Below are 15337 nucleotides of genomic sequence, written 5' to 3'. Positions count from 1 at the left end.
GTCAATTCTTCAATGATTCAATCCAGTGACCGAAAGCAGCCAGGGTACAAGCCCCCGTCTTTATCCTGGCATCACCAAAAAATAGTATCCGATAACAAGTCCCCGGATTCATCAGTGATATCGCTTTCTTCAATTCTCAACTTCTTCAATTCTTCAATCCCAAATCTAAAATCTAAAATCTAAAATCGATTGATGGCTAATAACTTTCCGACAATTCTAGCTCTTGATTTTGATGGTGTGATTTGTGACGGACTAATCGAATATTTCCAAACCGCTTGGCGTACCTACTGTCAAATCTGGAAACCAGTCGAAACAGTACCAGATCCAGATTTAGCTTTGAGTTTTTACCGAGTGCGGCCCGCCATCGAAACTGGTTGGGAAATGCCGCTGCTAATCCGCGCACTACTCACAGGAATTTCCCCAGAGCAAATTTTGCTAGAGTGGCCCAATATAGTACCGTATTTGTTGACCGAAAATAATTTGAAAGCGCAGTCTGTCGGCGCTATGTTAGACGGATTGCGCGATAATTGGATTGCTGAGGATTTAGCAGGGTGGCTGTCTTTGCACCGCTTTTATCCAGGGGTTGCCGATCGCTTGCACTCGTTGCAGGAGAGTTCGGTGAAAGTGGCGATCGTCACTACAAAGGAAGGTCGTTTTGTGCGAGAACTTTTGCAGCTAGCAGGGGTACAAATGCCGTCAGAGTTGATTTTTGGTAAGGAATACAACAAGCCTAAACACCAAATTTTGCGGGAATTTTTGGCAGCCTCTGGTAATGATTCGACTATTTGGTTTGTGGAAGACCGGTTAAAAACTTTGCTGTCGGTGCAGCAGCAGCCGGATTTATCTCAGGTGAGGTTATTTTTGGCTGATTGGGGTTACAATACTTTGCCCGAACGGGAATCTGTGGCTCAAAATCCACCAGTTCAATTGCTTTCTCTGTCCCAGTTTGCCGGAGATTTTGCCGATTGGCTGCCGATCGACTGTTGATGTTAGATTGGTTTACAGTGGTGATTTTTTTCGCTTTTCAGAGTCAAAAAAAAAATCACAAAATTTTACATCTTTTTTGTTGACTTTTGCGGCGTAGACATGGTATTTTAATATAATGGGATGGTGGCAAAAATATTATTTTTGCCACCATCCCATTATAAGATAAATATAACAGAAATCCCTCAAAAAAGCAAGAATCTCGACAAAAAAAATGTGTTTTTTTTAGACTATTCCAGGTACTCTTGACCTCAAAAACCGGGTTTTTTTACTATTTCTGCGGGCTGGTACGAAGTATTTTAGTTGCTCAAACCGCGTGTATGACAAAAAAACAAGCTTCGGCACTAAAAAATTGAAAAGTATTTTGATAATTTCTCCGCTTGAAAGCTTTCTAATATTGAGACTTAAAACCAATGCTCGATTTAACTAAAGCAGCCAAGGCAATGCAGGGAATGAGCCAACATTTGAATGTGGAAGCTCACGCGGCTCGCCAACGTTTGGAAGTGGCTCAGAATTTGCTGGTAAAGGCTGCAACGGAACAGGAAAAACTGGTGGAATTGCAAGAGAGTTGGCGCGATCGCACTTTATTCAATGCTGCCACGCCGATCGAGCCATTGTCCGATCGCACCTACATCACCGCACCCCCCGCCTCTCACACAGTCTTTGCCACAGACGGATCGCAAATTTCCCCCAACCATCACGAAATAGCTTACTGCTACCTCCTAAACGTCGGCACAGTCATGCTGCACTACGGCCAAAGCCGTCACCCAGTTTTAGACAGCGTGCCGGAGGTTTTCTACAAACCAGAAGACTTGTACGGTTCGCGACAGTGGGGAATTAGAACCGAAGAATGGATGGGATATCGGCGCGCAGTTTCCGAAGCAATTGCCTTAGCAGAAATGGGCTGCAATTGGGCAAAAGTTAACGACAATAAATTGCCCGCGCCAGCTTTAGCCATGGTAGACGGTTCCCTGATTTATTGGTTTTTGGAACAGTTACCCAGCGAAGCGCGCGATCAAATTTTGCTACCAATTTTAGAAGCTTGGGACAAGTTGCGTTTAGCAGGAATTCCGCTGTTAGGATACTTAAGCGCTTCTCGCAGCAGCGAAAGCTTATCTTTTTTGCGGTTTGAAGCTTGCACCCACGAAGTACCAGACTGCATGACAAATTGCCCGAACGTCGGATTTGCCGCCACAATTTCTTTCGCCGAAAAAGCACCTTGTCAAGAATTTGAACCCTTGCGGGACGCCATCTTGTGGGCAACAATCCTGTCACCGGGACAAAGAAGCCCTTTGTGGAAATCCCAAGCTCGAATTTTAGATTTATACGGTCTTAATTCCGTCTATTTCTGTTACGTTCACGTGGGGACAGAAATTGCTAGAATAGAAGTGCCGGAATGGGTAACACAAGATACAGCACAGCTCGATTTAGCATTAGGAATGATGCTGGCTCAAGTACATAAAGGCGGCGGGTATCCGGTGACGCTAGCAGAAGCTCACAATCAAGCGGTAGTGACGGGGGGCGATCGAAGTCGCTTTTTCGCTTTGTTAGAGCAGCAAATGATTAAAGCCGGCTTAAAAAATGTCGGAATTTCTTATAAGGAAACACGAAAGCGCGGCAGTATTGCTTGAAGTAATAAGTAGAGTAGTCCTGGACGCAGAAACCAGGTTTTTACGGAAATATTGCATTTAAGCCTTTAACACAGATAAAAAACCCGGTTTCTTTGGTATTGATGCGTAAGTTATGTAGAGTTAAAATCAAGTTAAAAATGTTATATGCCAATAGAACTAATTATCTTAATTGCTTCATTACTTGTATCTTGGCTAGTCTTTAATTGGGCGTTTAAAGTGTTGAAAGCCAGCATCGGTACAGCGATTGGTTTAGCAGCAATTGTGCTGGCGATGCAGTTATTGTTTGGCATCGGCCCAAATCAGCTTTTCCAACATATAATCCACTTGCCGGAGACCCTGGGTAAAATGATTTCAGGCAAGTGAGACGATTTTAGATTTGCGATTTTAGATTTTAGATTCTTTGAGATACCCGACTTCTTCAAGAATTCGGGTATCTGGGTATTCGGATAATTTTCCCTCTTATCGATAATTCATCCGTGTATCCGTGTCAAAATCCGTGTCGTGCCTTCCTTCAGATATTAACTTCCCAGCATTTGCAACTTGTACAAACTGGCATACAAACCTTCTAGCTGCAACAACTCTTCGTGGCTACCAGACTCTACTAATTGGCCGCGTTTGAGCACTAAAATACGATCGACATTTCGGATAGTCGAGAGCCTGTGGGCAATAATTATCGCCGTTCTGTCCGCCATCAAACGCTCTAGAGCTTCTTGAATTAAAGCTTCCGTCCCCACATCCAAACTAGCAGTTGCCTCGTCTAGAACTAAGATACTGGGATTGCGGATGGCCGCGCGAGCAAACGCTAATAATTGCTTTTGTCCCCCCGAAAGATTGGTTCCCCGTTCCCGCAATTGCGTGTCATAACCTTGAGGCAACTGTTCGATTAAACGGGCAACATTTGTCTTTTCTGCTGCTGCTTGAATTTCCTCAATCGAGTAACTTTCTCCCAGGCTGATATTGCTCTTCACGTCACCAGCAAATAGAAAGCCATCTTGGATAATCACGCCTATGTGCCTGCGTAACTCTGCTTGAGGCAAATCCCGAATATCCACATGATTAACCAGAATCCGTCCTCGGCTAGGTTCGTAAAGGCGACAGAGAAGACGGATAATCGAACTTTTGCCCGCACCCGTGGGGCCAACTAATGCTACTTTTTCGCCGGATTTGATGGTGAAATTGAGATTTTGCAGGACATATTCGTCTTGTTTGTAAGCAAACCACACGTTGTCAAATTGGATTTCTCCCGATTCTGAATTCTGGGATTTAGCATTTTCTCCCCCCCGAAGCTTGGGGGGGTTGGCGGGGGGTGATGGGGGATTGTTGGGCAATAAACGATATTCTGAACTTGGTGGATTTGGAGGATTATCTGCCAATTCGCGATCGAACGGAGACAAGTTGTAAGCCGTTGCCTCTGGATGTCCAGTTATAAACAACGGTGAATAACCTGCCCTTCTTCCTTCTTCCCTCTTCCCTCTTCCTTCTTCCTTCTTCTCTCTTCCTTCTTCCTTCTTCCCGCTAGTTGGATCTTTAATTTCGATCGGTTCGTTGAGAATATCGCTAATGCGTTCTACAGCGGTAAATCCTGCTTGAATTGCAGTGAATTTCTCAGCAAATTGCCGCAGCGGATCGAAGAGACGCTGAGCAAATAAAATGAATGCCGAGAGAGTACCGAAGTTAAGATTACCAGCTAAAACCCTTTGACCGCCCATCCACAAAACTGCTGCAATCGCCACTAAAGCAATCCATTCTAATGTCGCAGATACGGCTGAGTCGTAAAATATAGTTTTGTCAACTGCTTTAATGTAGCGTTTATTGGTGACGCGAAACAATTGGGAGTTGAATCTTTCGCGGCGGAATAGCTGCACTACCCCAATACCAGTCAGGTTTTCTTGCAGTTGGGCGTTTAGTTCGGAAAGTTCTTCTCTGGTATTGTAATTTGCTATGCGATATTGGTACTGGAAATAAATGATGACTGCGGTAATTGGTATCATCATCAGGACCAACATTAAAGCTAGTTGCCACTGCATGGTAAACATGAAAATGGCAATTACTAAAATTGAAAATAAATCGCTGACAATGCCGATCGCCCCTGAAGAGAAAACCTCTCCCAAAGCTTCCACATCGCTGGTGAGGCGAGTCATCAGTTTACCGACAGGAGTGCGATCGAAAAATCTCACTGCTAGCGATGTGACGTGGGCGAACAAATCATTTCTAATATCTGTAGTAATTATTTGCCCTACTTTCGTGACTAAATAGCCTTGAAGTGATTGCAGTGCTAATCTAAGTGTTATAGTTAGCATGAGCAAAATAGCCAAAATATTCAAGGCAGCAGATAAAGGCACTCCCCGCAAGAATTCGTAGGTAGGTTCCGAGCGAATTACCGAAATTGCCTGTCCGATGAGAATGGGTTGAATTGCTCCTGAGACTGCTAGCGGTACTAATAGTGCGATCGAAATAATCAGCAAGCGTTTGCTGCGGGTTGCATAAGATGCCAACCTCATGAATAACCGCCAGTCTGTTTCCTGGCCGGATTTGTTTTTGGTGTCTGCTACTGGTGAGGAAAGGGTCATCCGATTTTAGATTTTAGATTTTAGATTTTAGATTGCAGAAGCTATTATGCTGCTAAATTCGGCGGCTTTTTGTGAGGATATCGAGCTTTTTTTTCGCTGCGCGGCTTGTAGGGCGGGCGGGCGAGATCAGTTCGCTCAGCTTTGAGCAAAAAAGCTGTACAATATATCCAACTAATAATTGTAGCAAATAGAGTCAGTCAAATGAGGAAATATTGTGCAGATCCAGCAAATTATCCAACCTGACAGCGCTCTGTCACCCGTATTTATTACAACAGCGGATACCCGCTACTTGCCACTTTATGCCTTTAGACATAGAGTTGGCCACTGGTTTTATTTGCTGGTCAAATGCTGGGTTTTCAAAATGCAGTTCACTGCATTGAAGAAATTGATTTTACATTTCACCGTCGTCCCAATGAAAGTGTATTAGCCTTTTTGGGTATAACTTATGCAAGAAATAGAGACAGCCAGATTGTATCTGAGACAATTTAGGCCAGAGGACTTAGACGATCTGTACCGCATCTACAGCGATCCGGAAACAATGAAATACCTCACAGGAGTTAGAACAAGAGAAGCAACAGAAATTGCCATTCATACCATGCTCAAACGTTGGGAACAAAACAACTTCGGAATGTGGGCTTTAGTACATAAAATAGACTGTAAAATGATTGGTCGCTGCGGACTGGCTTTTCTGGATCAGACACCGGAAGTTGAGCTGGGCTATGCGCTAGACAAAGTTTATTGGAATCAAGGATTGGCGACAGAAGCATCTTTTGCTAGTCTCAACTATGGATTTAAAATATTAAAGTTGGAGAGAATAGTTGCGATCGCCCGCCCAGAAAATATCGCCTCCCAGCGGGTGATACAGAAAGTTGGCATGAAATATGAAAAAAATGCTCATTACTACGAAACAGATGTAGTATATTATTCTATCTCGCGAGAAACTTACCAGTCAAAAGTATTTTTGTAAGGTGTGCATTGCACACCTTACTGCATTAAAATTACTCACATTGCAAATTGGAATTATTGTCGGCTGACAACTACGAAGTTCTTTGCAATTGCTTGTTAACTTTTTGAATTTTCTTAGCAAAATACTCTTGTCTGTGTCCCAATCTTTTAGCCACGTCCAACCCTTTTTGATAGGATTCCAAAGCTTTATCGTAAGCCTTCATCTCTTGATAAACTTGACCGAGATTGTCGTAAGCGTTCATCAATCCGTAGAAATTGTAAGCCCGCTCTTCTAACAGCAACTGCATTTGATAAATCCGCAAAGTAGGCTCCCACTGCTTTTGCGATCGATAAAGTAATGCTAATTTATCTAAAGCTTCACTAGCTTGGGCATACTGTTGAATGGGGACGGCTAAATTGTAGGCTTCCTGATAGTATTGAGCGGCTAAATTGATTTGACCTATGGTTTCGTAATCGCTGGCGATCGCAATTTTGAGCGGTGGTATAGCGCTGGGATTTTGCAGGTTGACATACACTGATGCTAGTTTTTCCCTGGCTGCGATCGCCTTTAGGGGTTGTTTCGACTGCTGGTAAACGTAGGCCAACTGTCTGAGAGTATCTACCTCAGTTGGAGGAGTTACAGGCTGTGGTGGCGCACCGTTTCCCGCAACTACAGCAGAAGTTGCCACAGCAGAATTAGCAGCAAATAAATCGCGGTTTTCCTGAATTAAAGTTGCCAATTCCTCATACACGGGAGCCGCTTTATCGTAACTCAACCAATTGATATGAATAAGCCCGATCGCCTTCAAAATCTGACCTTGAGCCAATATATCTTGGTTTTGGCGCGCATTTTCGAGAATTTCTTGGTAAACTTCTACAGTCGGGCCTTTAGCGCGCACCTGCTGAAAAGCCGCAGCGAAGGCGGGAAGCAACTCAGTATTAAGTGGTACTTGAGATTTGACTTGTTTTTGAATTGCTTGCAACCGTTTAGTAATAAGCTGTAGTTCGAGGTTTTTACCGTTACTCCAAGCAACACTTCCCACCCGACTCAAAGCAGCAATTTCCGCCGCCGGGCCCAGATACCTCCGCAGCCGCAATTCTCGGAACCAAATTTCAAAAGCACCCGCGCCGTCTCCAGCTTGCAGTTTAGCCGCTGCTTCTAAGTTTAACTCTTCCAAAGCCGCTGTCAGTTCGTCCCGCTGAGTGTTGCTCAAAGATTCGTTAGCGGGAGCTAGGGGATCGGGTGTGGTAATTTCTAGAGGATTAGGGGAAAATTGATCGAGACCTGGTGGATTAGTTTGGGCGCTAGCAATAGAACCAGCACACAGCCACAAGAAAAGCAAGCACCCAATTGGCACAGAACTGCTTATTCTTAAAATTTTGTTGCCGCGATTCGGCATCTTTTCTGGAAACATCAAGTTTTGCATATCTACAAAACGGTATAAATTATGTCACAAAGATGGCACAAAAGCAAACTGTTCAACAAGAGCAACAAAATAAATTTTACCGCACTGAGCAATTGTTTTCATTTCAATGCGTTGGGCGATCCTCTTCCAGGGCTTCGCCAACGTATTTTACGATTATTCAGTCTAGCCCTAATTCTCTTAACTGTTTGTACAGCTTGCGCCCCCCCTCCCGCAGTTGCAAAAGACCGCTCTTTTCCAGAAATGTCCCTAGAATTTTTGGGCGAGTACCAATTGCCAAAAATGAATTTTGAAGGAGTACCAGTCGGCGGTTTGTCAGGAATTACCTACGACCCCAAAGGTATTAGTGCAGTCACTTCCAAAGCTTATCGTTTTTACGCTCTTTCCGACGACCCCAGCGAAAACGGAGAAGCCAGATTTTACAGTCTCCGACTCGACCTCACATCAAGTGACCCAGCAAATATTCGCCTGAAAAAAGTTACCGTTGAAGGCGTTACCTCCCTCAAAAAAGCAGACGGTGAAACCTTCTCTTGGGGTTCCATCAATCCCGAAGGCATCGCCCTTTCTCCCCGCAACTCAGTATTTGTCGCCAGCGAAGGTGTTACTCATGTGGGCATCCCTCCTTTTCTCGGAGAATTTGACCTCAAAACAGGGCAAATGCGGGGACAATTGCCGATACCAAAGCGCTATATTCCCGATGCCAGCGATGAAAAACAGCAGCAAGGAGTGGTGGACAATTTAGGTTTTGAATCTTTAACCATCGACCCAGAAACCTTTAGTCCGGGCGGTCTCGATCCGTTTCGTTTGTTCGCAGCTACGGAAGCCCCGTTAATGCAAGATTTAGACCCTGAACAGGCAAGTAAACTGCGTCTTTTACATTATATAATAGTCGATAAAACGCCGCAATTGGTCTCAGAAAATCTTTACAATCTCGACCAAGTTCCCATGACTATTTTGAACGGTTTAACAGAATTAGTAACTGTCGGTGGCGGTCAGATTCTGAGTTTAGAACGTTCTTTTGGGCTGTCGGGATACAGCGCTAGGATTTATCAAGTAGCGGTTGGGGCGGCTACAGATACTTCGAGAATCCAGAGTTTTAAAGGGCGAGTGGCGGTGGAACCTGTTAAGAAAAAGTTGCTCCTAGACTTAAGCGAACTCGGAATTCCGCTGTACAATTTAGAGGGGATGACCCTTGGCCCGCGCTTGCCAGATGGCAGCCAGAGTCTAGTTTTGGTCAGCGATGACAATTTTGATGAAGCGCAGAAAACTCAGTTTATCTTGTTGAGTTTGAAGGGCAAAGGTTAAGTCCGAAGGGCGGGCTAGAAGCCCAGCCCACCCACCCACAAGAAAAATTATTCTTTGTGAACAGGGATATTGCCTGCTTATGAAAAAATTACAAGAAAATTCACTCTTTGTGGAACAGGCATCTTGCCTGTTCATAAAAATACTATAAATGAGGTGAAATAAAATTTATCCAACTATAAAACACCCTAATCATGCCAACTCGTAAGACTTTGCAATTACCAGAAATCGAACTTTCCTATCTAGAATGGCAACCAGAAACAGGGGAAGAAAAAGTTCCGCGTTTGCTGCTGCTGCACGGTTTAGCAGATAGTGCGTGTGTCTGGACTAGCTTGGGCAATTACTTGTCCAACCGCTATCATATTGTAGCGCCCGATATGCGCGGTCACGGAGAAAGTAGCCAACCGAAAACAGGCTATACTTTTGAAAGTGCGATCGCAGATTTAGAAGCTTTGATGGCACATCTCAACTGGCCAGACGCCCACATTTTAGGACATTCTTGGACGGGAAAACTAGCACCGATTTGGGCGAGGCAAAATCCCGATCGCTTTTGCAGTATGATTTTAGTAGACCCCATCTTCATCACCAAAATGCCCGCGGCGATGAAACTCACCCTGCCAATTGTTTACCGAAAATTAGACTGTCTCAAATGTGTGGGCCCGTTTGCGACTTTATCCCAAGCAGAAGCAGCAGCTAAACAATCGGGAGAATTCGCAGATTGGAGTGATGTGCAGCAAATGGTATTCCAACAGCAAATCGAACAAAAATCCGACGGAAATTGGGGCAGTAAATTTGCGATTGCAGCCAGAAATCAGATATTCGCAGAAGTGATGAAAGTTGCCGGTTTAACTGAAAATATTGAGATACCAACTTTGTTTGTACAGCCGGAAAAAGGCGTAAATCGCATGGCTTGGCAAATGCAGCCATACCATAGATACTTGAAAAATCTTACCGTTGCCAAAGTACCGGGGAATCACTGGTCTTTTTTGACTGAACCGGAAACTTTTAATCAAACTGTGGCAGATTTTTTAGAGGGCACAAGACAGTGAATTTAGAAATTATCGCACATCGGGGATTTTCGGCGATCGCCCCCGAAAATACTTTAGCAGCTTTTGAACTGGCGATCGCCCGTGGCGCTCATTCGATCGAATTTGACATCCAGCTATCCGCCGACAACGTACCAGTGATTTTTCATGACGCAACACTGGATAGAATAACTGGAGTTTCTGGCAAAGTTAGGGAAAAAACTCTGTCCCAATTGCAGACACTTAATGCGGGAAAATGGTTTAGCGATGAATTTTCACAACAAAAAATTCCTACCTTAAAAGAATCATTAGCTATCCTCAAAAATGTTGACAAATTTCTTTACTTTGATGTCAAGCCGCACTGCGAGTGGTCTGATTCAGATGTCGCGGATTTTGTCAACACTTTGAAGGGCGCAGAGCTCCAACATAAATGCGTTATTACTTCCTTTAACGATGGATTTCTGGAACAAGTGCGGCGGCTATCTGGCGATTTGGCGATCGGACATATTGTTGCTAATCTAGAAGCATACAAAACTCAATTAGCTCAAGTTGTGGCGCATCGGGATAATTTGATTAGCAGTCTGTATCGCGTGTTGCTGGAAAACCCCGCACTAATTCAAGAAAGCCGGAGTCAGGGAGTTGACATTGTGGCCTGGACGGTGGACGCTCGAGCGGATATGCAAAAGTTACTTGATTTGGGTATAACGCGGATAGTCACTAATTGTTTGATATGATATTTTTAACCGCAGATGCAGGCAGATTAACGCAGATTAACGCAGATAATAGATGAATTACTTTCGCAAAAACATCCACGAAATGTCTGGCTATGTGCCGGGGGAACAGCCCCCGCTAGGCACAAAAATTATTAAACTAAATTCTAATGAAAATCCCTATCCGCCTTCTTCCAAAGCCTTAAAAGTGCTTCAGGAAATAGACGGAGAAATGCTGCGCCGCTATCCAGATCCGACTGGCAAACTTTTCCGCATTGCTGCTAGTCAAGTTTTGGGAGTTGCTGACGATTGGATTGTTGTAGGTAACGGCAGCGACGATTTATTAAATTTGATAGTTCGCGCTGTGGGCGAATCTGGGAAACAGATTGTTTGTCCCGCGCCAACCTATGTATTGTACCGCACTTTGGCAGAAATTCAAGATGCAAAGTTTGTGGAAGTTCCTTATCCCGATGACTACAAGTTACCCGTCGATTTGCTAATAGCAGCCCAGGGTGCAGTGACATTTATAGCTTCGCCAAACAGTCCATCGGGAACAGCCATATCTGTTGCAGATTTGGAGAAACTGGCTAAAGAGTTATCGGGCATTCTTGTCATCGACGAAGCTTATGTAGATTTCGCCGAGGAAAATGCTTTGTTTTTGACAAAAAAGTACAGTAATGTTATAGTTTTGAGGACGCTTTCAAAAGGTTATTCCCTGGCAGGATTGAGGCTGGGTTTTGGCATAGCAAATCCGGCGCTGCTGGCAGAATTAAATAAAATCAAAGACAGCTATAATGTGGATGCTTTAGCCTATGCAGTGGGGGCGGCTGCGATCGCAGATCAAGATCACAAAATAGCCAACGCCGAAAAGATTAAGGCTTCGCGAGCAAAACTAGCCGTTAGCTTCAAGGAATTAGGCTTTGACGTTTGGCCTTCGCAAACCAACTTTTTGTTAGTTAGGCCACCAAACGGCGATGCAGAAATAATTTATCAAACACTGAAAGTACGGGGAATATTGATTCGATACTTCAATCAGCCGCGATTAGAAGACAAATTGCGGATTAGTGTAGGTACGGAGGAACAGAATCAAATCTTAGTTAAAACTTTGAAAGAAATTCTCTAAATAACGATCGCACTAAAATTAGTTTGTAGTGAGGACTTTAGTCCTATGATTTTTAGGGAGACTTGCATTCCTCACTACAAACATCTTGATTACTGATAATTATTAGGATTATCAATAGCCAAGCCTGCCGAACGAGCAATCTCCAGCAATCTGTTATCCGCCGAAACAAAAATTAGTTGATTTTCTGGTATGGATGTTAAAATATATTGAACGCGCAAAGCAGCCGCCAATTGCACAGCATCATAAGCCCGCAGTGGATGTTGCATCACCAATTCGGTGGCTGTTTCTATCAAAGTTTGATCGACATCTATGACTCGGTATTCATTTTCAAAATCCTCCCTAACTTTTTGCACAATTAAATCAAAACGCTCCGCAGACAAACTTCTATCCCGCAGACGGCGTGCAAAAGCGCTGTGTACCTCCACCCAAGTAATCTGGCTAATAGCTAAATGGTTATCTGTAGCAGGATCGGTAATCGATAAAATCCACTCACTGCCTTTTTCAGGCACGTATCGTTTGACTAAAGCGCTAGTATCCAGAAAATAAGCATTTACCACGGGCCACGATCCTCGATAACGATTTCTGAAATAGGCTTACCTGGTAGCGGTTCCATTTTTTGCATCAATTCGCGCCACTGCTGCGCGCGCTTGATTAATTCTGCCCGATCGAGCTTACCCTGTTTCTTTGGCAAACGCACCCCCTCTACAAGCATCTTAATCATCGACTTTTCGCGATCGCCCTTGAGTTCTTCCGGCAACACTTCCGTTACAATTTTGATCTGCACAGTTTCCCCATCATTCAATGACAAAGGACTCAAGGGACGCAAAACCCCATTTTCGTAGATAGCAGTAATAGTTTCTGGCATAATTAGCCTCTTAATTAAATGCTTTGACTTATTGTACTTCTTTTAATTACTTCGTTGCCACCACAGCCAAATTCCAAGCCAAGCGCTTCATCAAAGGCAACTTCTTCAAAAAGCCATCCCACCCTTCTAACCTAGAATATTCCGGTTTCAATCTCTCTTGTTCAATGATAATCTTTTTCCAATAACGCTCCTCATTGGGATGCACTTTTTCGATCAAATAAAAGCGTAAAAATATCCAAAGCGATGTCAGCCAAAACGTATCGTAAGCCGTCTCCGAAAACAAAGACTTAACACAATTCACAATATTAATATCCAGAGGAGTTTCATCCTCCGTCCGCACCTCAGTAGCCATCCTACGGTAAACATTAATCACCGGATTGTGCTTCATCGGGTCCCAAAAACAAGCTTTACCCCCAGGTTTTAGCACGCGGTGCATTTCGCGAATTGCCTTTTCAGGTTCCGGCAAATGGTGCAGCAAATTAGAAGCGTAAACAATATCAAAACTATTGTCCGGGAAATCTATAGCCATTGCATTCACCGTGCAGCCGTCTATTTTGACGCCGTTTTTCTCAGCCAATTTCAGAGCAACTTCTACCATGCCCTGAGAATAGTCTGTCGCGACACAATTGGCGCCTTTTTTAGCAAAATAAACGCTATTTTCTCCCGCGCCGCAGCCTAAATCTAACAGGCGTTTTCCTGTAATATCGCCCATTTGCTGGACGATAAATCTATTTTCTGGGGCGGTACAAGCTTCAAAGTAATCATTAACTCGAATGCCGTCAATATCGATTGTGGATGCCCAAGCATCGTGGAATTGCCGCTCTTTTTTTAAAGTTTCGTCTTGCATTTTTGAAGATTTGGTTATTAGTAAAAAAAGTAATTTTAAACCGCAGATAAACCCGGATTAAGGCAGATTAATTGAGATTTATCTGCTTCGATCTGGGTTCGTCTGCGGTTGGTTTCAAGAAAAATGGCTGACAATAAATTTATCAGCGCTGTGCTTTTGCAACAACTTGATTTGCGATCGTAGTTGGCTGTTCCGAAGATTTTTCAGCACTATGCTGCAATGCCTGATACAGGCGATTTAAAGCGCTGATGTATGCTTCTGCGGACGCTACGATAATGTCGGTATTTGCTGAGTGACCGGAAAATACTTTGCCTTCGTGCCGCAAGCGAATTGTTACTTCGCCGATCGCATCTATGCCCGCTGTTACCGATTGTACAGAAAACTCGATCAACTCGTTGGGTACGTTTACCACCCGGTTAATTGCCCTGTAAATCGCATCCACAGGCCCAGTGCCGATCGCAGCATCGGTCAATTCTTCGCCCGCCGGATTCCGCACTGTGACCGTTGCTGTCGGCCGCGATTTGTCACCGCAAGAAACCTGTACCAATTCTAACCGGAACAGTTCCGGTGCTTGGTGCACTTCGTTATTGGCGATCGCTTCTAAATCCCAATCAGTAATCTCTTTTTTCTTGTCCGCTAAATCTTTGAACTTGACAAAAGCCTTATTTAGCTCATCGTCGGCCATTTCAAAACCCAACTCTTTCAAGCGAGTCTGAAATGCGTGGCGGCCGGATAATTTTCCCAAGACGATTTGATTTTCCGTCAAGCCGATCGACTCAGCATCCATAATCTCGTATGTCCGCTTATTTTTCAGCACCCCGTCTTGGTGAATTCCCGACTCGTGAGCAAAAGCATTTGCGCCGACAATCGCCTTATTTGGCTGCACCAACATCCCCGTCAAAGTGGAAACCAAGCGCGAAGTTTTGTAAATTTGGCGCGAGTCAATATTAGTCAGCGGTTCCTCAGAATCTGCAGACCGGCCCAAGAACGGATTATAATATTGGCGCCGCACGTAAAGCGCCATTACCAACTCTTCCAGAGCTGCATTTCCCGCCCGTTCACCAATCCCGTTAATCGTGCATTCTAACTGTCTGGCGCCATTTTTCACAGCTTCCAAAAAGTTAGCAACCGCCAATCCTAAGTCATTGTGACCGTGAACTGAAATAATTGCGCGATCGATATTCGGCACATTTTCCTTAATTCCCCGAATCAAAGCCCCAAACTCGCTCGGAGTCGTGTAACCGACAGTATCGGGAATATTAACAGTAGTTGCACCCGCTGCGATCGCTCGTTCTAGAACCTGATACAAAAACTCCGGTTCCGAACGACAAGCATCTTCCGGCGAAAACTCCACATCATCCACAAAAGACTTAGCGTAAGCTACCATTTCCGGCACAATTTCCAGAACCTCAGCCCGCGTCTTTTTCAGCTTATACTCCAAGTGAATATCGGACGTAGCCAGAAACGTATGAATTCGCGAATTTACCGCGGGTTTCAGAGCCTCGGCTGCTGTTTTAATATCCTCCTTTCTCGCCCTCGCTAAACCGCAAATTGTCGGTCCATTTTCTGTGCCAACCGATCGGGCTATTTTTTGGACTGCCTCGAAATCTCCCGTGCTGGTGAAAGGGAAACCCGCTTCAATCACATCTACGCCCAATCTCGCTAACTGGCGAGCGATCGTCAGCTTTTCATCCACATTCAGAGATGCACCCGGAGATTGTTCTCCGTCCCGCAAAGTCGTATCGAAAATAATAATCCGGTCTTGACTTGGTTGAGTTTTCATAGCTCTAAAAAGTGTTTTCCTGATTTTTACTTGTCCGTTTTTCTGGATTTTAGCCTCCAGTCAGTCAATTTTAGATTTTAGATTTTAGATTTTAGATTTACTCCACAGATGAATCTGGGAACTTGAAC

14 protein-coding genes are annotated in these 15337 nt (G+C 44.2%); 8 read left to right on the top strand and 6 right to left on the bottom strand.

Going from position 1 to position 15337, the window contains the following annotated elements:
• Window positions 1-192 precede the first annotated feature (192 nt).
• The 3 genes from Q5691_RS05015 (at window position 193) to Q5691_RS05005 (ending at window position 2978) form a co-directional block, all read left to right on the top strand.
• Window positions 193-987, top strand: coding sequence for an HAD hydrolase-like protein (locus Q5691_RS05015; RefSeq protein WP_333344054.1), 795 nt, complete (start codon window positions 193-195; stop codon window positions 985-987).
• Between the two features lie 410 nt (window positions 988-1397).
• Window positions 1398-2615: a DNA double-strand break repair nuclease NurA gene (locus Q5691_RS05010; RefSeq protein WP_333344052.1), complete on the top strand. Its 1218-nt coding sequence runs from the start codon at window positions 1398-1400 to the stop codon at window positions 2613-2615.
• A gap of 144 nt (window positions 2616-2759) precedes the next feature.
• On the top strand, window positions 2760-2978 hold the full coding sequence (locus Q5691_RS05005) for a hypothetical protein (protein ID WP_242720424.1): 219 nt from the start codon (window positions 2760-2762) through the stop codon (window positions 2976-2978).
• 155 nt (window positions 2979-3133) lie between these two features.
• Here Q5691_RS05005 and Q5691_RS05000 read toward each other — a convergent pair whose 3' ends face one another.
• Entirely contained in the window at window positions 3134-5185 is a 2052-nt protein-coding gene (locus Q5691_RS05000) for an ABC transporter ATP-binding protein (RefSeq protein ID WP_333344050.1), read from the bottom strand.
• 445 nt (window positions 5186-5630) lie between these two features.
• Here Q5691_RS05000 and Q5691_RS04995 point away from each other — a divergent pair, with 445 nt between their 5' ends.
• A complete protein-coding gene (locus tag Q5691_RS04995) occupies window positions 5631-6152 on the top strand; it encodes a GNAT family N-acetyltransferase (protein ID WP_333211788.1) in 522 nt (173 codons plus the stop codon).
• 70 nt (window positions 6153-6222) lie between these two features.
• On the opposite strand, the gene Q5691_RS04990 is transcribed toward Q5691_RS04995, so the two are convergent.
• Entirely contained in the window at window positions 6223-7545 is a 1323-nt protein-coding gene (locus tag Q5691_RS04990; protein WP_333344049.1) for a tetratricopeptide repeat protein, read from the bottom strand.
• Between the two features lie 252 nt (window positions 7546-7797).
• Between Q5691_RS04990 and Q5691_RS04985 the strand changes: the two genes are divergently transcribed.
• The 4 genes from Q5691_RS04985 (at window position 7798) to hisC (ending at window position 11714) form a co-directional block, all read left to right on the top strand.
• Window positions 7798-8859, top strand: coding sequence for an esterase-like activity of phytase family protein (locus Q5691_RS04985; protein ID WP_333344047.1), 1062 nt, complete (start codon window positions 7798-7800; stop codon window positions 8857-8859).
• Between the two features lie 191 nt (window positions 8860-9050).
• The gene (locus Q5691_RS04980; protein ID WP_333344046.1) at window positions 9051-9905 is read left to right on the top strand and encodes an alpha/beta hydrolase; all 855 of its coding nucleotides are present in this window, start codon (window positions 9051-9053) and stop codon (window positions 9903-9905) included.
• Complete coding sequence (locus Q5691_RS04975; RefSeq protein WP_333344045.1) at window positions 9902-10615, top strand: glycerophosphodiester phosphodiesterase family protein; 714 nt, start codon at window positions 9902-9904, stop codon at window positions 10613-10615. The genes Q5691_RS04980 and Q5691_RS04975 overlap by 4 nt, the downstream gene beginning before the upstream one ends.
• A 52-nt stretch (window positions 10616-10667) precedes the next feature.
• Complete coding sequence (gene hisC, locus Q5691_RS04970; protein ID WP_333344044.1) at window positions 10668-11714, top strand: histidinol-phosphate transaminase; 1047 nt, start codon at window positions 10668-10670, stop codon at window positions 11712-11714.
• 89 nt (window positions 11715-11803) lie between these two features.
• On the opposite strand, the gene Q5691_RS04965 is transcribed toward hisC, so the two are convergent.
• The 4 genes from Q5691_RS04965 to Q5691_RS04950 form a co-directional block, all read right to left on the bottom strand.
• Entirely contained in the window at window positions 11804-12271 is a 468-nt protein-coding gene (locus Q5691_RS04965; protein ID WP_333344042.1) for a type II toxin-antitoxin system VapC family toxin, read from the bottom strand.
• Window positions 12265-12579, bottom strand: coding sequence for an antitoxin family protein (locus Q5691_RS04960; protein ID WP_333344041.1), 315 nt, complete (start codon window positions 12577-12579; stop codon window positions 12265-12267). The genes Q5691_RS04965 and Q5691_RS04960 overlap by 7 nt, the downstream gene beginning before the upstream one ends.
• Window positions 12580-12625: 46 nt before the next feature.
• Window positions 12626-13426, bottom strand: a complete 801-nt coding sequence (locus Q5691_RS04955) for a class I SAM-dependent methyltransferase (RefSeq protein ID WP_333344040.1) — start codon at window positions 13424-13426, stop codon at window positions 12626-12628.
• Window positions 13427-13568: 142 nt separating this feature from the next.
• Window positions 13569-15209 (bottom strand): 2-isopropylmalate synthase, encoded by a 1641-nt coding sequence (locus tag Q5691_RS04950; RefSeq protein ID WP_333344038.1) that lies wholly within the window; start codon window positions 15207-15209, stop codon window positions 13569-13571.
• Window positions 15210-15337: the final 128 nt, after the last annotated feature.

The organism is Microcoleus sp. w1-18aA5 (assembly GCF_036701705.1).
In the GTDB taxonomy this organism is placed as follows: Bacteria; Cyanobacteriota; Cyanobacteriia; order Cyanobacteriales; family Microcoleaceae; genus Microcoleus.
This window is presented reverse-complemented; position numbering and strand designations above follow the sequence as displayed.